The organism is Acidobacteriota bacterium, from assembly GCA_012517875.1.
Classification (GTDB): domain Bacteria; phylum Acidobacteriota; class JAAYUB01; order JAAYUB01; family JAAYUB01; genus JAAYUB01.
On the sequence record JAAYUB010000011.1, the window covers coordinates 1 to 17,845 of the forward strand.

The following is a 17,845-nucleotide window of genomic DNA, read 5'->3' on the forward strand; positions in this document are numbered from 1 at the left end:
CGCAGCGCCGGATACTTCCCCGGATTGACCGATCCCGCCGGGAGGAACAATCTTTGTGTAGAGGTCACGCCTCATGGCACACACCGTTCTCTTCCGCGGCGCGATCAGTGTATACTCGTTTCGACACTTTCAACATACCAGAGCACCCGGTCGACCCGCAGCACGTCCCCGCCGTCGAGGGTGCCCGGCGCCTCGATCCGAAGCACGGTTCGGAACCGCGCCAACGCGTCGGCCACCGCATCGGTTTCTCTCTGTCGCGACGGCGCGCCGGGGCGGGTGATCACCGCGGCCTCGGCCACCACGACTGCCGTGTCTTCGATGAAGACGCAATCCGGCAGATCCGGATCGGCGGGCAGCCGCTCCAGCCGGCAACCCAACGAGACCAGGCAGGCTTCGTAGGCGGCGTGCTGGCGATCCGCCCGGGCGACGTCGACGGCCTGGCGGGAGAGGTGGGTCAGCTCGCACTGCGCCATGGCTGGACTGACACCCCGGGTCATCGCCACCTGCTTGCCGTTGTGGACCATGCCGTCCTCCTCCCGCGTGATCCGCCCATTTGAGCACATTCGCCTCTTCGTTTCAAAGAGTATGCGGTTCCCCCATGAATTCCGGCCGCGGCGGTCTTCGCCGCAGCCGTGTTTCCGCCTCGATTTCATGGCGGCTTCACACGCCGTTCACACAACGAGCCGAAGATAGGAGTAGACAATGAGCCGGGAGGTGACCGCCATGAGACCCGCATCGCTTCTGTCGGACATCCGGACTGCGGCCGTGGAGACCCGGGACACCCTGGACCGGTGGCGGCGCCCGCCCAGCCTGCGGGCCAAGCAATATCTCGCCCTGTTGGCCGGCGCCCTCGTCGCCGGCGTGCTGGTCGGACTGGGTCTCACGGTGTGGCTGGACATCCCCGCCGTGGCTCGTCTCGAGGATTACCGCCCCAGTGTCGTCACCGAAGTCTACGGCGACGACGACCGCCTCATCAGCCAGTTTTACTTGGAGCGCCGCAAGCTCGTCGCCACCCGGGACATGCCGGCGCATCTTCGCCGTGCCGTCGTGTCCGCTGAGGACCGGCGCTTCTACGAGCATGCCGGCGTGGACTGGATCCAGGTGGCAGTCGCGGCCTGGCAGACGGCGCGCCACGGCCGGGTCGTCCGCGGCGCCAGCACCATCACCATGCAGTTGAGCCGCAACTTGTTTCTGAACCTGGACCGCAACTGGAGCCGCAAGATCCGGGAGGTCCTGCTGGCCTTCCAGATCGAGCGCCACTACTCCAAGGAACACATTTTGACGCTGTACCTGAACCGGATCTACTTCGGCCATGGGAATTACGGCGTGGGTGCCGCCGCCGAATATTATTTTGGCAAGCCGGTCCACGATCTGTCCCCCGCCGAGAGCGCCCTGCTGGCGGGCATCATCCGCAATCCGGCGTATTACTCTCCGCTGGCCCATCCCGACCGGGCCTGGACGGTACGCAATCGCGTGCTGCACGCCATGCGCCGCGATGGCAACTTGTCCGAGCGGGAGCTCCGGGCTGCATTGTCCGAGCCGGTCCGCCTGTCCCCGCAGCCCAGCCCCGACGGGATCGCGCCCTATTTCCGCGAGATGGTCCGACTCCACCTGGCGCGACACTATTCCAACCGGCAGGTCCTGACCGAAGGGTTGAAGGTGTACACCACCCTGAACCCCGAGCTGCAGCGGTGCGCCGAAGCGGCGCTCGACGACGGCCTGCGCACCTATGACCGGCGACACGGCTGGCGGGGCGCGTTACCCAACGTGACCGCCGCCGGAGTGACGGATCTGGCCGGCTACGACCGCCGAGAGTGGCGCCGGCCCGTGCAGTCCGGCAGCCGCATCACCGGGCTGGTGCTGACCGTCACCAATCGGCAGGCCGACGTGCAGGTGGGCGCTTACCGCGCTGTCCTCGACGCGCCGGCCGTGGCCTGGACCCGCCGCACCGATCTCCGCCGCCTCGTCCGCCCCGGCGATCTGGTGCCGCTACGGGTGCGGCAGGTGTACGCCCCCGCGCACCGCCTCGTCGTGGAGCTGGACCAGCGGCCCGAGGCCCAGGGCGCCTGTCTGGTCCTGGACAACCGCACCGGCGCCATCAAGGCGCTGGTGGGCGGCGCCGACTGGGCGGCGAGCCAGCTCAACCGGGCCACCCAGACCCGGCGCCAGACCGGCTCGGTCTTCAAACCGTTTGTCTACGCCACCGCGCTCATGAACGGGTTGAGTCTCGATGACACCATTCTCGACGAACCCGTGACCGTGGCGCTGCCCGACGGAACGGAGTACATCCCCCGCAACTTCCAGGACCAGTACCGCGGCGCCGTCACCCTCCACGAGGCGCTGGCCCGATCTCTCAACGTGCCGGCCGTCCGTCTGGGACAGCACGTAGGGATGGCCCGTGTGATCCGGACTGCCCGGGCGCTGGGCGTCACTGCACCCATCCCGCCGTATCCGTCCACCGCCCTTGGCGCCGCCGAGATCTCGCTGGCCGAGATGGTGTCCGCCTATACGGCGTTCCCCACCGGCGGCCTGCGCGCCGATCCGTACTTCATCCGCCGCATCGAGGATTTTCAAGGCCGGGTGTTGGAGGTGCACGCGCCCGCCGTCCGCGAGGTGATGCCGGAGGCGGTGGCCTGGGCGCTCACCGGCAACATGCGCGAAGTCATCAGCTACGGCACCGGCGTCAAGGCCCGGGCCCTCGGTTCGGAGATCGCCGGCAAATCGGGCACCACCAACCGGTTCGCCGACGCTTGGTTCATCGGCTTCACGCCGGGCATCACCGCCGGCGTCTGGGTGGGCTACGACGACAACCGGACGCTGGGCGCCAACGAAACCGGTTCAGCGGTGGCGCTGCCCGTCTGGATCCGGATCATCGCGCACCACCAGGCCGGTCATCCCGGCGAGCGGTTTCCCGAGGCAGCCACACCCCACGAGTCGCCGGACGGCGAGGATCTGGACGACGGCGCCGCGGCGCCGCCGTTCCAACTGGCCCGGGTGGACGAAGAAGATCTGGGAGCGTGACGGTTCCGAGTACGCGGTCGCAGCGCTCCGAACCGCTGCCGCCGCGACGACGGCCGCACGGGACGATGGATCCGGCGCCCGGGCTCACTCGTTGGCTTCGAGAAAGCGCTCGGCGTCGATGGCGGCCATGCAGCCGGAGCCCGCGGCCGAGATGGCTTGCCGGTAGTGGGGATCCTGAGCGTCGCCGCAGGCAAATACACCGGGGATATTGGTGCGGGTGCTCTTCCCCTCGGTGATGAGATAGCCGACCGCGTTCATGTCAAGCTGCCCGGCGAACAGCGCCGTATTGGGCTGGTGACCGATGGCAATGAACACGCCCTGGCAGGGATAGTCACGCGTGGCGCCGCTGACCGTGTCCTTCAGGCGCACGGCGTGCACGCCGTGTTCCTTGTCGCCGAGAATTTCCTCGATCACCGAGTTCCAGACGAAGGCGATCTTGGGGTTGGCCACCGCCTTGTCCTGCATGATTTTGGAGCCGCGCAGGGCGTCGCGCCGATGGACGATGGACACCTTCGTGGCAAACCGGGTTAGATAAACCGCCTCCTCGAGAGCGGTGTCGCCGCCGCCCACCACCACGACGTCCTTGCCGCGGTAGAAAAACCCGTCGCAGGTGGCGCAGGCTGACACGCCGTAGCCCATGAGCCGCTGCTCCGATTCCAGCCCCAGGTACTTGGCCGAGGCCCCCGTGGCGATGATGACCGTTCTGGCCCGGTGCACGATCCGGGCGTCGTCTTCGAGGACGAACGGCCGCTGCGACAGGTCGGCCCGCACGATCGCAGCCGGCCGGAGTTCGGCGCCGAAGCGCGCCGCCTGTTTGCGGAACAGCTCCATCATGTCGGGCCCCATGATACCATCGGGGAAGCCGGGGAAGTTCTCCACCTCGGTGGTGATGGTCAGCTGGCCGCCCGGCTGCAGTCCCTCGAAGACCAGCGGCCGCAGGTTGGCGCGGGCCGTGTACAGGGCCGCGGTCAGTCCGGCCGGGCCTGATCCGATGATGATCACGTCATGCACCGCCTCGTGCGTCATTACACAGTTCCTCCTCGAATGAGTTCCGTCAGTACGGCGGCTGCTTCCGCGGGCGTCGCGCACAGCGGGGTTCCCGCTGGAAATTCCTGCGGATCCCCAAAGCCCCACAGGCAGGCGACGAAGCCTGTGCGCGCCGCTTGTGCGGCATCCAGGTCGCGCCGCCGGTCACCCAGATAGATCGCCTCCGAGGCCAGAACGGCCTGGTGCTCCAGCACCAAGTCCAGGAGCTCGGCCTTGTCGCCGTCGGGCGCGTCGTCGTTGCACACCGCCAGAACGAACCGCTCCGCCAGGTTGAAATAGTCCAGGAAGGCCAGGAGATACGGCCGACTGCAGTTGCTGGCCACGGCGCAGCGGACCGATTGCTCCTTGAGCGCGTCCAGCAGCGGCAGAATGCCGGTAGGCATCCGCGCGTCACCCGCTTCGATGCGCGCCACCTCTTCTTCCTGGACCAGCGCCTGAAAGCGGCGCCAGCCGGCCTCGTCCAGTTCCAGGCCCATCCCGCGGGCGTACTCGCGGTTGGGTACGCCCATCAGGGTGTGGATCCGCTCCGGCGCAGGCGGCTCCATGAGTCGGCCCAGCTCGGCCGACAGGCGCGCCACCGCCTGCCCCACGGCGGCCACCACCAGGTCGCCGGAGTCAAACAGGACGCCGTCGAGATCGAAGATCGCCAATTCCAGGGACATGACACATCCTGAGCATCCGGCCGGCAGGGAGGTTGAACCAGCGCTTCCCGACGAACCGGACTGCGCGTGGCGATTGCTGCGGGGATCGGTGCACCGCGCGGTCGGCTACCGCTGCGCGGCGCGGAGCCGGTTCAGAGCGCGGCGCAGGCTGGCGTTGGCCCGGACGTAGTCGATGTCGGGCCGGCCCGACGCGATCCGTTCCTGGGCCCGCTGGCGCGACCGGGCGGCGCGGTCCACGTCGATCTCCCGGTCCCGCTCGGCCACGTCGGCCAGCACCGCGATGTCGCCGCCGGACACCTCGACAAAACCACCGGAGCAGAAAAAGCGGATGGTGTCGCCGTTCTCGTCCACGGCGGTGACCACCCCAGCGCCCAGCTTGGAAACCAGCAGGGCGTGACCCGGCAGGGCGCCCACTTCACCGTCGGGCCCCGGGAAGGCAACACTCCGGATGAAGCCCGAAAACAGCGTTTTCACGGGGGTGAGCACTTCCAGGTAAAGGGTCGGTGCGGACATGGCGCGGTGCCGTTCTCCTTCGGGAATCAGACGGACGTCTTGGCGATGGCCTCGGCCTTTTCGAGCACATCCTCAATGCCGCCCACCATGAAGAACGCCTGCTCCGGGATGTCGTCATACTTGCCGTGGCAGAGATCCCGGAAGCCGGCCACGGTGTCCTTCACGGGCACGTACTTGCCGGCAAACCCGGTGTACTGTTCGGCGACGAAGAACGGCTGCGACAGGAACTTCTGGATCTTGCGCGCCCGGCTGACCACGAGCTTGTCGTCGTCGCTCAGCTCGTCGATGCCCAGGATGGCGATGATGTCCTGCAGCTCCTTGTACCGCTGAAGGATCTGCTGGACCTCGCGGGTGGTCCGGTAGTGCTCCTCGCCGATGACGCGCGGATCCAGAATCCGGGAGGTGGACGCCAGCGGATCCACGGCCGGGTAGATGCCCATTTCGACGATGGCCCGGTCCAGGTTGGTGGTGGCGTCCAGGTGGGTGAAGGTGGTTGCCGGCGCCGGATCGGTGTAGTCGTCGGCCGGCACGTAGATGGCCTGGATCGACGTGATGGATCCCTTGCTGGTGGTGGTGATGCGCTCCTGGAGCTCGCCCATCTCGGTGGCCAGGTTGGGCTGATAGCCCACCGCCGACGGCATCCGGCCAAGCAGCGCCGACACCTCGGAACCCGCCTGGGTGAAGCGGAAGATGTTGTCGATGAACAGCAGGACGTCCTGTCCCTCCACGTCGCGGAAATATTCAGCCACAGTGAGTCCCGTCAGGGCCACCCGCAGGCGGGCGCCGGGCGGCTCGGTCATCTGGCCGTACACCAGAGCGGCCTTGTCGATAACCCCCGACTCCTTCATCTCCAGCCACAGGTCGTTCCCCTCGCGGGTCCTTTCGCCCACGCCGGCGAACACCGAGTAGCCGCCGTGCTGCTTGGCGATGCGATGGATCAGCTCCATGATGATGACGGTCTTGCCCACACCGGCACCGCCGAACAGGCCAATCTTGCCGCCTTTGGGGAAGGGCTCGATCAGGTCGATGACCTTGATGCCCGTCTCCAGCATCTCCGTGGCGACGTTCTGGTCGACGAACTCGGGCGCGGGCCGATGGATCGGATAGCGGATGTCGGAGGTGAGGGGTCCGCCCTTGTCCACGGGCTTGCCCAGTACGTTCATCACCCGACCCAGGGTGTTGGGACCCACCGGAACAGTGATGCCTTCCTCGAGGTCGATGGCTTTCATCCCGCGGACCAGGCCCTCGGTGGGCTCCATCGCCACGCAGCGCACCCGGCCTTCGCCCAGATGCTGCTGGACCTCGGTGGTGATGTCGATGGGCGCCGCCACGTCGAAGCCGTCGCTGACGAGACGCACGGCGTTATAAATCGGCGGGATGCTCGTCTCGGGGAAGGCGCAGTCCACCACCGGTCCGATCACCTGTACCACTTTCCCGATGTTCATGCTCGTCTCCCTGTCGTTTCGAATTGCTTCGGACAGCGGCGGTCAGCTCAGCGCCGCGGCGCCGCCGACGATCTCGATGATCTCTTTTGTGATGGCTGCCTGGCGGATCTGGTTCCGCGTCAGGATCAACCGGTCGATCATCTCGCCGGCGTTCCGCGTGGCCGCGTCCATAGCGGTCATCCGGGCGCTCTGCTCGCTGGCCACCGACTCCACCAGCGCCCGGTAGACCTGGGTGATCACGTGCTGCGGGAAGAGATCGCGGTAGATCGTCTCCCGCGGCTGGTCGTAGAGGTAGTCCACACCGGCCGGGAAGGTGCTCGCGGTGGACGGTTCCAGGCCGAGGTCGCCGATGGGGAGCAACGGCTCCACGGTGATATCCTGCTGCGCCGCTGACTTGAACTGGTTGTAAACCAGGAAGACCTTGTCCACCACGCCGGAGACGAAGCGCTCCATCAGCGGTTCAGCCACCTGCCGTGCCAGCTCCAGGTCCACAAACGACAAGCGGTCCACGTAGAAGGAGAGGATGTTGTACTTGCGCCGGCTGAAGTGCTCGTACGCCTTCTTGCCCACGACGTCCAGCACGACCTCGGCGCCGGGCGACCGGTCCATGAAGGCGTAGGCGGCCTTGAAGATATTCGTGTTGAAACCCCCGCACAGACCCTTGTCGCCGGAGATAACGAGCAGCAGGATCTTCGTCTCGCCCCGAGCCTGGAGCAGCGGATGGGACTGGTCGGGGTGGCGCAGCGCCAGGTGCTGGATGAGCTGGAGCATCCGGCGGGCGTACGGCCGCGCCGTCAAGACCCGCTGCTGCGCCTTCTTCAGCTTCGCCGCCGCGACGAATTTCATCGCTTTGGTGATTTGCTGCGTGTTGCGGACGCTGCGGATGCGCCGGCGGATGTCCAACAGGTTCGGCATCGGGCTCGACCTCAGGACCGGCCGGCTGCGGCGCGCTGTTCCATGAACAGCTTCTTGAACTCCGCGACCGCCGTTTTAAGTTCTTCCATCAATTCGGCGTCCAGACTCTTTTTCTGGCTGATCCTGGCCAGCAGCCCGCCGCCACGGGTATCCAGGTGCTCATAAAGCGCCTGCTCGAAGGCGGACACTTGGTCCAGCGGCAGGTCGTCGAGATGGCCGGTGGTACCGGCATAGATGATGACCACCTGTTTTTCCACCGTCAGCGGTTTGTACTGCCCCTGCTTGAGCAGCTCCATGAGCCGCGCCCCGCGGTTGAGCTGGGCCTTGGTGGCCTTGTCCAGGTCGGACCCGAACTGGGCGAACGCCTGCAGCTCGCGGTACTGCGCCAGATCCAGCCGGAGCCGGCCGGCGACCTGCTTCATCGCCTTGATCTGGGCGGAACCGCCGACGCGGGACACCGAGATGCCGGCGTTGATGGCCGGGCGGAAACCGCTATGGAACAGGTCCGTCTCCAAAAAGATCTGGCCGTCGGTGATTGAGATGACATTGGTGGGAATATACGCCGAGATGTCACCCGCCTGGGTTTCGATAATGGGCAGCGCGGTCAGCGAGCCGCCGCCGAACTCGTCATTGAGTTTGGCCGCGCGCTCCAGCAGCCGGGAGTGAAGGAAGAACACGTCGCCCGGAAACGCCTCGCGGCCCGGCGGCCGCCGAAGCAGCAGGGAAATTTCGCGGTATGCCGCGGCGTGCTTCGACAGGTCGTCGTAGATCACCAGCGCATGCTGGCCCTTGTCGCGGAAATATTCGCCGATGGCGCAACCGGCGTAAGGCGCCAGGTACTGCATGGGGGCGGGGTCGCTGGCGGCGGCCACCAGGACGACGGTCCGCTCCAAGACGCCGTGCTTCTGCAGCGTGTCCACCACCCGGGCCACCGTGGACTGCTTCTGTCCGATGGCCACGTAGATGGAGATAACTCCGGTGTCCTTCTGATTGATGATGGTGTCGACGGCGATGGCCGTCTTGCCGGTCTGGCGGTCGCCGATGATCAGCTCCCGCTGGCCGCGGCCGATGGGGATCATGGAGTCGATGGCCTTGATGCCGGTCTGGAGCGGCTCCTTGACGGGCTGGCGATCCACGACGCCGGGCGCCAGGCGTTCAACGGGATTGAACAGCTCGGTGACGATGGGCCCCTTGCCGTCGACAGGCCGGCCCAGCGCGTCCACCACCCGGCCCACCATGGCTTCACCCACCGGCACTGACATGATTCGGCCGGTGCGCTTGACGGTATCCCCCTCCCTCACTGCAAAAGCCTCGCCCAGCATGACCGCGCCGACGTTATCCTCTTCCAGGTTCATGGCGAGGCCGAACACGTCGTGGGGGAATTCGAGCAGCTCGCCGTACATGACCTTGTCGAGGCCGTAGATGCGCGCGATGCCGTCCCCCACGCTGATTACACTGCCCACCTCGGTCACATCCACCGCGGTGTCGAAGCCCTTGATGGTGTCCTTGATGAAGCGGGTGATTTCGTCAGCTTTGAATTCCATGGCTATCGGTTCTCCGTTGCGTTTGGGTCGTCTGCGATCAGAATCCGGCCAGCCGCCGCTTGAGGCGGTCAAGCTGGTTTCGGACGCTGCCGTCGTACACGGTGCCGCCCACCTGGATCCGCAGGCCGCCGATCAGCGCAGGGTCCACCGCCGTCTCCATCGCCACATTCCGGTCGAGGATCCGGCACAAGTCCGCGGCCAGACGGTCTCGCCGCACCGGTTCCAGCGCCCGGGCGGTGGCCAGGCGGGCTCGCACCACGCCGCTCAGGGCATCGGCCTCCTCGTCGAACATCTCGCCGATGGCGTTGACGTGCACGATGCGGTGGTGCTCCACCAGCACCCGCAGGAACTGGGCGAAGTACTTTTGGAAGCCACATCGGCGGGACAGGTCATCCACGATCGTCCGCTTCGTCTCCTGGGGCACCACTGGATTGCGCATGGCCGCGAGGAACTCCGGAACGCGTTCGCTGACCGTCTGCAGGAGGCGCAGGTCGCGGCGGACGGCGTCGGTGACGCCGGCTTCGTGCGCCACTTCCGCCAATGAACGGGCGTACCGCCTCAACAATGATTTCCGGATCACCGCTTGTCTCCCATCCGGGCCAGGAAGCGCTCGGCCAGCCGCTCCTCGGCCTCCGGCGTGATCTCCCGCCGGAGGATTTCCTCGGCGATCCGGCCGGCTTCTTCGGCGACAAACCGGCGCAAATCGCCCATGGCTTGCTGTTTCAGAGTCTCGATCTCCATCTGGCCGCGCGTCTGAATGCGGGCGGCCTCGGCCTCGGCCTGCTGGAGGATCCGCTCGCTCTCAACGGCCGCGTCCGCCTTCGCCTTCTCCTTGATTTCGCGAATCTCCTCGTCCAGCGCCAGCAGCCGCTCCTCCATCAGATTGAGTTTCCGCAGGGCGTCCACGCGGGCCGCCTCGGCCTCGGCCAGCTGTTTCTGGATCTCCTGGGTGCGGGAGCGGAAAAACCTACGCAGCGGCGCCCACAGCAGGTAGATCAGAGCGCCGACGACCACCACAAAGTTGAAGATCCGGCCCGCCTCGAGGACCTCGTGGCTGAAGGAACTCGGAAAGTCGGCTGCACGGACCGCGCCCCCCGGACCGGCTACGGCCAGGAGCAACCAGACGAGCAGCGGGCTCAGCTTGCGGGGAGCGCTCATGCCGGCCTCCTGCCGCCAAGGATCTGGGCGGCGATCAGCCGGGCGAACTCCTGAATTTCGTCGGCGAGTGAGCGGCGCAGCTCGACCCGTTGGTCGTCGATCTCGGTTATCGCCCGCTCCACGCGGTTGCGCATCTCGGCGTTGGCCGCAGCCAGCCGCTGTGTCTGGCGTTCCAGCGCCTCGCGCCGGACGGCGTCCATCTGGCTGTAGCCCTCTTGGCGGGCGGCCTTGATCCCGTTCTCATACCGCCGGAGCAGTACGTCGTACTCCTCGAGCGATTTCGCCGCCGCGGCCCGCTTGCCTTCGGTGCGCGCCTCGCGCTCCTTCAGCACGCCCATGAGCGGCCGGTACAGCAGCCGGCTCATGATGAAATGGAAGAGAATGAATACGAGCGCCACCAGCGCGACGGAAGGATTCAAAGTCAACGCCTCGGTGGCACTGCTGAGCAGGTACATGTTACGAACAACCCCGGCGGCCGGCGATTGGAGCTAACACACGGACTCGAAAGAGCTTATTGAATATCATCGAACCGCAACAATGTCAAGCCGATTCCTGGCCGATCCGAGCCGGCGCCACTCACGATCGTGGCGCCGGCTCGGATGCGGCCCGGACGACCGCAGATTCATTTCTCCGTTGCGCCTTCCCCGAACAACCTGATATGATTGCGTTATTCATCCGACCGCAAGGACACGGCATGGACGACCGTGGGTTGCAGCAGTACTGGAGAGCGGCGCTGAATGCCGCCAAGATCATGTCCGAGGGGAATTTTACCGCGTCGGAAACGGAATTCGCCGACGTGTGTGCCGAGCAACTCCGCCGGTCTGGTGCGGCCGAAGCCGCCCCCGCAGCCGAAGCCGCCCTGGAGCAGAGTCTCAAAGAGATCGCCCGCCAGCTGTTGCGCTTCTTCGTTGAGATCTCCCTGGACGCCGAACAGGAGTCCCGCTTCAACGAGATCATGGCCGAGCTGCTGCAGTGCCGCTCGGTCGACGATTATGACGAATTCAAGATCTCCCTGAACTTGTTCCTGAATTTCTTCCGCAAGACGCTCTCCGAGCTGGAGGATGACCGGACCCAGCTTGAGACGTTCCTCACCGATCTGAGCGCCTCGATCCTGACCCTGCACAATACGGGCAAGAGCTTTCTGCAGATCCTGGACGAATTCCGCAACAAGCTGGAGGGGTTGGACAGCACCCAGAAGATGGAGGTTATTCAGGAACACCTGGTGGCCCTCTCCGAACACATCAAGGGACAGGGCGCCGAGCTGTACGGGAGCCTCGTGGAAGCCAACCGCCGCATTGGGCGGCTTCGCCAGCAGCTGGAGAAGATCCGGGTCAGAGGCGGCGCCGCGCAACCCCGCCAGCTGCTGGAGAGCCAAGCTTTCCGCGACAAGTTCCGCATGGTGCTCCAGAACACCCGGCTGCAGCGCGACAACGTCACACTGGTGCTCCTGCGGGTGCAAAACCTTGCCGAACTGGAACAACGGATCGGCCACGAGATGTCGCTTCGGGTGCTCAAGCACCTCGTGGCCGCCTGTTGTCAGAACCTCCACCGCAACGACCTCATGAGCCGGCTGGAGCACGAAACGCTGGCCATTCTGCTGCTGAACACATCCCTCGCCAACGCCCGGTTGTTCGGCGAGCAGCTCCTGGCCGCGGTCCAGAAACTCAAGTTCCGCGCCCAGGGCGGCGCCCATCAGTTGGCCGTCCGCTGCGGCATCTCCTGCTGCCGGATGCACGACACCACTGAGACCATCATCCGCAAGGCGGTGCTGGCGCTGGAAATCGGCACCATGAACGACGCCCCCCTGATCACCGAAAACGAGATCCCCCCGGACCTGCTGGAAACCATCTACGCCATTTATTGATCGTCTCCGCGGGCGGCGCAGCCGCTCACTCGCCGATTCACCTTTTCACCGGCGCGCCGCGTCTCGAACGCCGGCTGACTGATTCGGTGTAACCGGCTCAGCGGTGCAGCTCGATGACGTCGCCGTCCGTGAGGACGTGGTCGCGGTTGATTCGCTGTCCCTCAAAGGTGTGCTTCCCCCACACCCGCGCGAACGCCAAGTGTTCCACAAAGTCGTGGTGGACCATCTGACAAAGGTCCAGGACGGTGCTGCCGATCTTGAGTACGTACGGACGACCCTGATCGGGGGGCTTGCCGGGCTGCTTCGTATAGACACGGATGATACCCAGCCGCGTGAAGATCTCGTCCTTCAGCGGCTCGAGCCCCTCGCCCGTCTCCGCCGACACCCGGCGCACGGCGAACCGCCCGCCGAACAGCTCCTCGACCACCGCCGCGTTGTCCCCGGCGCCCGCCAGATCCATCTTGTTCAGGAGCAGCAGCGACGGCATCACCACACCGCCGCGGGGCAGCTCGCCGGCCGGCGCCTGGAGGAACACCTTCTGCTCGGCCAGAAAGGCGGCGACGTCCTCGATCTCCTCCAGCACGCCGGCGCTCGATTGATCCACCGCCATTAGCAGCAGATCGGCGCTGCGAATGACGTTCATCACCCACGGCTCCATGAACTGCCGGCTCAGCGCGGGCAGGTCGATTAGCTGGAACTGGATATCCTGCCACTCGAGCATTCCCTGCTGCGGCTCACGGGTGGTGAAGGCATAGGGCGCCACCTCCGGCTCTGCGCGGGTGAGCGCCTTGAGCAGGGCCGATTTGCCCCCATTGGGCGGGCCGGTCAACACCACCCGGCCGGCGCCCTCGCGCGGGATGTTGGATGGGTCCAGCCGCTTCGGACCCTTCTTGGTCTGCTGCTCCTTACGGGCCAGCGACAGCTTCTTCTTGATCTCCGCCTGGAGTTTCTCGGTGCCCTTGTGCTTCGGGAGTGTGGCCCACATGTCCTCGAGGGCGCTGAGCCGCTCGGCGGGCGTCGTGGCCTGCTTGAAGCGCTGCTCCGCGTCCAGGTACTGGGGCGTCAGGTTGGCCGGCATCGCACGGATACCAAAACATGCGGTGTCATTGATTCGGTGATATTATAGCGGTTTCGGCAAACACTGCAATGTGCAAGCTGGGACAATCCGGATTCGGAAAGCTACCGCCCGAGGACACATGGAGAGTTGCTGGCGCGGCGCACTGCTGGGATTGACCAACGGCACCATCTGTCTGGCCGCCTGCGTGCCGGTGCTGCTGCCCTACTTGGTGAGCGAGGGCGAGCGGTTGAAACGGAACGTCGTCGTTCTGGCAGGATTCCTGGGCGGCCGGCTGGTGGGCTACCTCGCCTTCGGGTGGCTGGCGTGGCTCTTCGCCCTGGCTCTGCCGGCGGCGCTGCCCGGGCGCCTGCGCTGGGCCGGCGCCATTTACCTGGTGCTGGGGTTGCTGTTGGCGGCGTACGGCTTCCGCCCTCCCCGGACCGAGCCGTGTCTCCTGCCGGCCGCCGAAGGCCCCGCCCGCCGAGTGGCGGAACGACGGCCCGCCCTGTTGCCGCCGCTGTTGGGCCTGCTGACGGGGCTGAACCTGTGTCCCCCGTTCTTGCTGGCGTTCACCGAGGCGGTCGCCACCGGCACCTTGGCCGGCAGCCTGCTGTTCTTTCTCGCTTTCTACGCCGCCACCTCGCTGTTTTTCATCCCGCTGCCGTTCCTTGGCGCGCTCGGCCGGTACCCGGTAATCCGCACCGTGGGCCGACTGGCCGCCGGCGTGGTGGGTGTTTACTATGTCTATCTTGGCGTGACGACGATTTCGTGACGTTCCGGTCAAGATCCTTTAATGACCGGCGGTGAACAATCGGTCAAGGTTCAGCGTAATCATATAAACAAATCCATTGCGGTCATGCGGGAGGTTTGACATCGCCATGACTTCCACTGCTGAGGAGAAAACGCCGGGGTCCGTGCCATTCCGCAGCCGCGGCAAGGCACTGCTGCTCACCCTGCCGGTGATGCCGCTCACCTTCGTGCTGCTCATGGGCGGCCCCACCATGCCCCGATCACCGATCAAGCTGGCCGCCGTGCTGGTGACGTACGTGTTGATCAACGTCCTCTTCTACCTGATGGTGCGCACGGGCCGCACTGACCGCTACCGGGCCGTGCTGTTCGTGACCATGGCGGTGACCTTCGTCATCGGTTTCATCGCCAACCTCATTGAAATGCGCGGCAGCATGGCCCTGACCACGTCGGACATGGCCGCGGGCGAAACGCCGTTTTGCCACATGGTGATTCCCATGACCATCATCCCGGCGGCGCTCACCAAAACCATCATCTTCCCCGGTCACATGCTGGGCGGCTTTGCGCCGGTGGCGGCGATGTTCGCGCTCTGGATCGGCGTGTCGCTGGCCATCGGCCGCGGGTTCTGCAGCTGGGGCTGCTTCTTCGGCGGGCTCGAGGACGGCTTCTCCCGCATCCTGCGCCGGCCGGTGATCCGCAAGATCGCGCCCTACTGGATGTACCTGCCGTACACCGTGCTCGCCGCCGTCGTAATCCTCTCAGCGGCCACCCTCTCGCCCACGTACTGCGAGTGGCTGTGCCCGTTCAAGACGGTGACTGAGTACAACGAGATCACCTCGACGCGGACGGCGATCCAGGCGGTGATCTTCGTCTCGCTGTTCGCCGGGCTGGTGGTGGTGCTGCCGACGCTGACCAAAAAGCGCACTCAATGCGGATTGTTCTGCCCCATGGGCGCTTTCCAGTCGGTGACGAACAAGATCGATGCGTTCACGATCCAAATCGATCGGACCCGCTGCACCGACTGCCAGCGCTGCGTCCAAACCTGTCCGACGTTCTCGCTGGACGAAGAATCACTCGCGGCAGGCAAGCCGAAGATCACCTGCTGCAAGTGCGGCAAGTGCATCGACGCCTGCACCAAGGGCGCCATCGGTTACCGCATCAAGGGCACCGCATCTCCGCCGGAACGGGCCCGGCTGCTCTTCCTATACCCGGCGTTCATCTTTCTGGCCACCATCGGCGGCGGCATGATCATCGACGGGCTCCACCGCATCCTGCTCCTGGTCACCACCGGCCGGATGATCCAGTGACCTCCGGGAGGAACCATCATGGTGAAACGATTTCGCACTTTTTTCGGATATGCGTGGGCCGTTGCGGCACTCTTCATTGTTCTGGCTACGTTTTTCGGGATGAACAGCTGGGCGAACCTGTTCGTAAACGCCACCGGCCTGAAGATCAATCCATGGTACGACGGCGGCGAGGTGATGCAGGCCATCCATCGTCCTGGTTACCAGACCCAAGTCCACAAGCCGGTCTTCGATGCGCTGATCGGGGAGCAGGACGAAGGGTTTGTCCAGATCGCCTGGGTGCCCGCCGAGGGCCAGTCCCTGCCGGAGCGGCTCACCGACGCCATCGACGTGACCGGTGACGGTCGGCCGGATTTCGAGCTGGACGTGAACACGCGGACCAACACCGTCCGGCTCACCAAGCATCAGCCGTGGGTGCTGTCGGTGGGCGAGGTGCTCAAGCCGAACGACAAGCGCGCCGTGCGGGTGGCGCTAAAGAATTTTCACTGAGACGGCGAGTCTGGGCTTGGGTTCCAGGGTTGCCAGACGCAGCCGGCGCGTTCTTTAACACTGATTCATCCTGCTGTCACCAGTCTGCGCCGGGCTACGCTCGAGGCGATTCGAACGGTGCGCCGAAACAGTTGCAAAGGGTGCGGAGCCGGACTGTCACAATCACAACCGATCGGTGCCGTCTTTACCGGCTTGGGATTCCGAGCACGAGTTCGATGACGATTACGAGTTACGAGCACGGGGGGGGGCGAGCCTCGAGTCTCGAGCCCCTAGCCTCGCTTCCACCCGATTCACCAGCCACTCAGGGCGTGCCGGTGGCGATGGTTCCGGACACCCACTCCAGGTTGGCCCGCGCCACCAAATAATCGTGTTTGGCTCGGGACAGGTTGATCTTGGCCTGCAGCACGTTGAGCTGGGCGTCGTCTACGTCGAGCCGTGTCTTGACGCCGAATTCAAAACCCTTCTCCGCAATGGCCAGCAACCGCTCCGCCTGGGTGACCGTTCCACCGAGCGCCCGGATGATCTCGCCGGCCTCGTGGACGTTATCCACCGCCTGACGCACCTGGAGAGCGATGGAATCCACCAGTTTCGCCTGCTCGATGCGCAGCGTCTCCAGATCGCTGCGGGCCTGCAGCACTTTCCCCTTGGTCCGCCCGCCGTCGAAAACGGGGAACGTCAAGTATAGGCCCACCGAGTAGGCCAGCCCGTCCGCCTGCCCGTCGCCGATGGTCTGACTCCGCCAACCGGCACCCCCGCGGAAATCCACCCGCGGTTTGTCCCCGGCGCTGTAGATTTTAACCAGCTCCTTGGCGATATTGGCCTGGTGGCCCAGTTCGGAGATCTCCGGTCGGTTCTGCAGGGCGATCTCCAGCACCGGAGCGTACTCCGGATAGGCGCCCACGGGCGCATCGAGCGTTCCCGTGACGTCCACCACCTGTCCCTCCAGGCCCAGCAGGAAGCGCAACTGTTCCTGGGCGATCTGGATGGCGTTCTCCGCTCGGATGACCGCCGGCCGCGCGTTCTCGAGATCCACCTCGGCCGCGAGCACGTCGTAGTCGGTGGCCAAGCCGGCGTCGAACTTGCGTCGGGCTTCGTCCAGATGCCGCTGCTTCATGGCTACGTTTTCCAAGGCCAGGGCATGCAGCTCGCGGGCCAGCAGCACCCCGTGGAACGCCGTCGTGATGTCCCGGGCAACCGCCTGCTGGAAGATGACAAGCTGGTCTTCTGCGTCGGCCATCCCCTCCTTGGCTGCCCGGATGGCCGCCCCCACCTGGCCCCAGGTGTAGATCGCCTGGGACACCCCCGCCTCGGCGGTGTACAGGTTGCGAGTCACGTCAAAATCAAAATCCTCGAGGAATCCCCCGCCGAAGGCCTTCTGGCTCTCGTCGCTGTCGCGGGAAACCGAGGATGTCACCGTCACCTGGGGCATCGCCGCCGCCCGTTCCTCAAGGTAACGCCCCATCACTTTCCGTCGGAACTCTTTGGCCTTCTGGATGTCCTTGTTCTGGTCGGCGGCGATGCGGAGGGCTTCCTCCAGCGTGAGGACACGCGCGACCGGCGCCTCATCCGCGCTCTGTGCCGCCAGCGGCACGGACAGCAGCAGCGCCGTCAGCGCCGCGGCGGCGACGGTCCACAGCCGCGTGTTGAAAGTGTGTACGAACTGTCGGTCGGCACTCCTGTTCATGATGCACTCTCTTCGCGTGAGTGAAAGTTGGATTGGAAACCATCCGCTCATGACGCCGTCTCCTCAGCCGCCGGTTCCGCTGCGTTCGGCGCCGCGTCCGAATCACGCGTCGGGATCTGGCGGCGGCGTCCGAACCAGGCCGCGACATCGTCCAGGAGGGTGTACACCACCGGCACCACCAGCAGGGTCAGGAAGGTGGAGGTGATCAGGCCGCCGATGATGGCGCGGGCCATGGGCGCCCGCATTTCGGCGCCGGAACCGATGGCGAACGCCAGCGGCAACATGCCGAAGATCATGGCCAGGGCACTAGTGTCCTAAAAGATCTCGAATAGATTCTTCTGGTTAGCGGCACCCCTTGGTGGCATCAGGTCGGCCGATTCGGTCAACACCTGATA

17 protein-coding genes and 1 pseudogene are annotated in these 17,845 nt (G+C 65.5%); 5 read left to right on the plus strand and 13 right to left on the minus strand.

The features are described 5' to 3' along the window. Positions 1 to 104: 104 nt before the first annotated feature. Positions 105 to 524 carry a hypothetical protein gene (locus GX414_00975; protein ID NLI45657.1) on the minus strand — a complete coding sequence of 140 codons (420 nt, stop codon included), beginning with the start codon at positions 522 to 524 and terminating at the stop codon, positions 105 to 107. A gap of 199 nt (positions 525 to 723) precedes the next feature. Between GX414_00975 and GX414_00980 the strand changes: the two genes are divergently transcribed. After that, complete coding sequence (locus GX414_00980) at positions 724 to 3,021, plus strand: PBP1A family penicillin-binding protein (protein ID NLI45658.1); 2,298 nt, start codon at positions 724 to 726, stop codon at positions 3,019 to 3,021. Positions 3,022 to 3,105: 84 nt separating this feature from the next. Here the strand turns inward: GX414_00980 and trxB are convergent, their stop codons facing one another. From trxB to GX414_01025, 9 genes are all read right to left on the minus strand, one after another. Then, a complete protein-coding gene (gene trxB / locus GX414_00985) occupies positions 3,106 to 4,047 on the minus strand; it encodes a thioredoxin-disulfide reductase (protein NLI45659.1) in 942 nt (313 codons plus the stop codon). Continuing rightward, positions 4,047 to 4,730 (minus strand): HAD family hydrolase, encoded by a 684-nt coding sequence (locus tag GX414_00990; protein NLI45660.1) that lies wholly within the window; start codon positions 4,728 to 4,730, stop codon positions 4,047 to 4,049. Before GX414_00990 ends, trxB begins: the two co-directional genes overlap by 1 nt. A gap of 105 nt (positions 4,731 to 4,835) precedes the next feature. Continuing rightward, positions 4,836 to 5,243 carry an ATP synthase F1 subunit epsilon gene (atpC, locus tag GX414_00995; protein ID NLI45661.1) on the minus strand — a complete coding sequence of 136 codons (408 nt, stop codon included), beginning with the start codon at positions 5,241 to 5,243 and terminating at the stop codon, positions 4,836 to 4,838. A gap of 26 nt (positions 5,244 to 5,269) precedes the next feature. Continuing rightward, positions 5,270 to 6,688 (minus strand): F0F1 ATP synthase subunit beta, encoded by a 1,419-nt coding sequence (atpD, locus tag GX414_01000; GenBank protein ID NLI45662.1) that lies wholly within the window; start codon positions 6,686 to 6,688, stop codon positions 5,270 to 5,272. 42 nt (positions 6,689 to 6,730) lie between these two features. Then, a complete protein-coding gene (atpG, locus tag GX414_01005; protein NLI45663.1) occupies positions 6,731 to 7,603 on the minus strand; it encodes an ATP synthase F1 subunit gamma in 873 nt (290 codons plus the stop codon). Between the two features lie 11 nt (positions 7,604 to 7,614). Then, positions 7,615 to 9,147 carry a F0F1 ATP synthase subunit alpha gene (locus GX414_01010; protein NLI45664.1) on the minus strand — a complete coding sequence of 511 codons (1,533 nt, stop codon included), beginning with the start codon at positions 9,145 to 9,147 and terminating at the stop codon, positions 7,615 to 7,617. A gap of 37 nt (positions 9,148 to 9,184) precedes the next feature. Beyond that, on the minus strand, positions 9,185 to 9,727 hold the full coding sequence (atpH, locus tag GX414_01015; protein ID NLI45665.1) for an ATP synthase F1 subunit delta: 543 nt from the start codon (positions 9,725 to 9,727) through the stop codon (positions 9,185 to 9,187). Then, a complete protein-coding gene (locus tag GX414_01020; GenBank protein ID NLI45666.1) occupies positions 9,724 to 10,305 on the minus strand; it encodes an ATP synthase F0 subunit B in 582 nt (193 codons plus the stop codon). Before GX414_01020 ends, atpH begins: the two co-directional genes overlap by 4 nt. Further along, positions 10,302 to 10,760 carry an ATP synthase F0 subunit B gene (locus GX414_01025; GenBank protein NLI45667.1) on the minus strand — a complete coding sequence of 153 codons (459 nt, stop codon included), beginning with the start codon at positions 10,758 to 10,760 and terminating at the stop codon, positions 10,302 to 10,304. Before GX414_01025 ends, GX414_01020 begins: the two co-directional genes overlap by 4 nt. Before the next feature lie 239 nt (positions 10,761 to 10,999). Here GX414_01025 and GX414_01030 point away from each other — a divergent pair, with 239 nt between their 5' ends. Further along, positions 11,000 to 12,169 (plus strand): diguanylate cyclase, encoded by a 1,170-nt coding sequence (locus tag GX414_01030; GenBank protein ID NLI45668.1) that lies wholly within the window; start codon positions 11,000 to 11,002, stop codon positions 12,167 to 12,169. Positions 12,170 to 12,266: 97 nt separating this feature from the next. Here the strand turns inward: GX414_01030 and GX414_01035 are convergent, their stop codons facing one another. After that, the gene (locus GX414_01035; protein NLI45669.1) at positions 12,267 to 13,247 is read right to left on the minus strand and encodes a TGS domain-containing protein; all 981 of its coding nucleotides are present in this window, start codon (positions 13,245 to 13,247) and stop codon (positions 12,267 to 12,269) included. A gap of 118 nt (positions 13,248 to 13,365) precedes the next feature. Here GX414_01035 and GX414_01040 point away from each other — a divergent pair, with 118 nt between their 5' ends. The 3 genes from GX414_01040 (at position 13,366) to GX414_01050 (ending at position 15,766) form a co-directional block, all read left to right on the plus strand. After that, positions 13,366 to 13,998, plus strand: a complete 633-nt coding sequence (locus GX414_01040; protein ID NLI45670.1) for a hypothetical protein — start codon at positions 13,366 to 13,368, stop codon at positions 13,996 to 13,998. A gap of 106 nt (positions 13,999 to 14,104) precedes the next feature. Next, a complete protein-coding gene (locus GX414_01045) occupies positions 14,105 to 15,280 on the plus strand; it encodes a 4Fe-4S binding protein (protein NLI45671.1) in 1,176 nt (391 codons plus the stop codon). 18 nt (positions 15,281 to 15,298) lie between these two features. Then, entirely contained in the window at positions 15,299 to 15,766 is a 468-nt protein-coding gene (locus GX414_01050; protein NLI45672.1) for a hypothetical protein, read from the plus strand. 301 nt (positions 15,767 to 16,067) lie between these two features. Here GX414_01050 and GX414_01055 read toward each other — a convergent pair whose 3' ends face one another. Both GX414_01055 and GX414_01060 read right to left on the minus strand, forming a co-directional pair. Continuing rightward, the gene (locus tag GX414_01055) at positions 16,068 to 17,450 is read right to left on the minus strand and encodes a TolC family protein (protein ID NLI45673.1); all 1,383 of its coding nucleotides are present in this window, start codon (positions 17,448 to 17,450) and stop codon (positions 16,068 to 16,070) included. A gap of 47 nt (positions 17,451 to 17,497) precedes the next feature. Continuing rightward, positions 17,498 to 17,752, minus strand: a pseudogene (locus GX414_01060) (efflux RND transporter permease subunit). Between the last annotated feature and the right edge of the window lie 93 nt (positions 17,753 to 17,845).

Bases quoted from the DNA above. Each gene is read 5' to 3' on its own strand.
- GX414_00975 (NLI45657.1), bottom strand. From the start codon at position 524: ATGGTCCACAACGGCAAGCAGGTGGCGATGACCCGGGGTGTCAGTCCA.
- GX414_00980 (NLI45658.1), top strand. From the start codon at position 724: ATGAGACCCGCATCGCTTCTGTCGGACATCCGGACTGCGGCCGTGGAG.
- trxB (NLI45659.1), bottom strand. From the start codon at position 4,047: ATGACGCACGAGGCGGTGCATGACGTGATCATCATCGGATCAGGCCCG.
- GX414_00990 (NLI45660.1), bottom strand. From the start codon at position 4,730: ATGTCCCTGGAATTGGCGATCTTCGATCTCGACGGCGTCCTGTTTGAC.
- atpC (NLI45661.1), bottom strand. From the start codon at position 5,243: ATGTCCGCACCGACCCTTTACCTGGAAGTGCTCACCCCCGTGAAAACG.
- atpD (NLI45662.1), bottom strand. From the start codon at position 6,688: ATGAACATCGGGAAAGTGGTACAGGTGATCGGACCGGTGGTGGACTGC.
- atpG (NLI45663.1), bottom strand. From the start codon at position 7,603: ATGCCGAACCTGTTGGACATCCGCCGGCGCATCCGCAGCGTCCGCAAC.
- GX414_01010 (NLI45664.1), bottom strand. From the start codon at position 9,147: ATGGAATTCAAAGCTGACGAAATCACCCGCTTCATCAAGGACACCATC.
- GX414_01020 (NLI45666.1), bottom strand. From the start codon at position 10,305: ATGAGCGCTCCCCGCAAGCTGAGCCCGCTGCTCGTCTGGTTGCTCCTG.
- GX414_01025 (NLI45667.1), bottom strand. From the start codon at position 10,760: ATGTACCTGCTCAGCAGTGCCACCGAGGCGTTGACTTTGAATCCTTCC.
- GX414_01030 (NLI45668.1), top strand. From the start codon at position 11,000: ATGGACGACCGTGGGTTGCAGCAGTACTGGAGAGCGGCGCTGAATGCC.
- GX414_01035 (NLI45669.1), bottom strand. From the start codon at position 13,247: ATGCCGGCCAACCTGACGCCCCAGTACCTGGACGCGGAGCAGCGCTTC.
- GX414_01040 (NLI45670.1), top strand. From the start codon at position 13,366: ATGGAGAGTTGCTGGCGCGGCGCACTGCTGGGATTGACCAACGGCACC.
- GX414_01045 (NLI45671.1), top strand. From the start codon at position 14,105: ATGACTTCCACTGCTGAGGAGAAAACGCCGGGGTCCGTGCCATTCCGC.
- GX414_01050 (NLI45672.1), top strand. From the start codon at position 15,299: ATGGTGAAACGATTTCGCACTTTTTTCGGATATGCGTGGGCCGTTGCG.
- GX414_01055 (NLI45673.1), bottom strand. From the start codon at position 17,450: ATGAACAGGAGTGCCGACCGACAGTTCGTACACACTTTCAACACGCGG.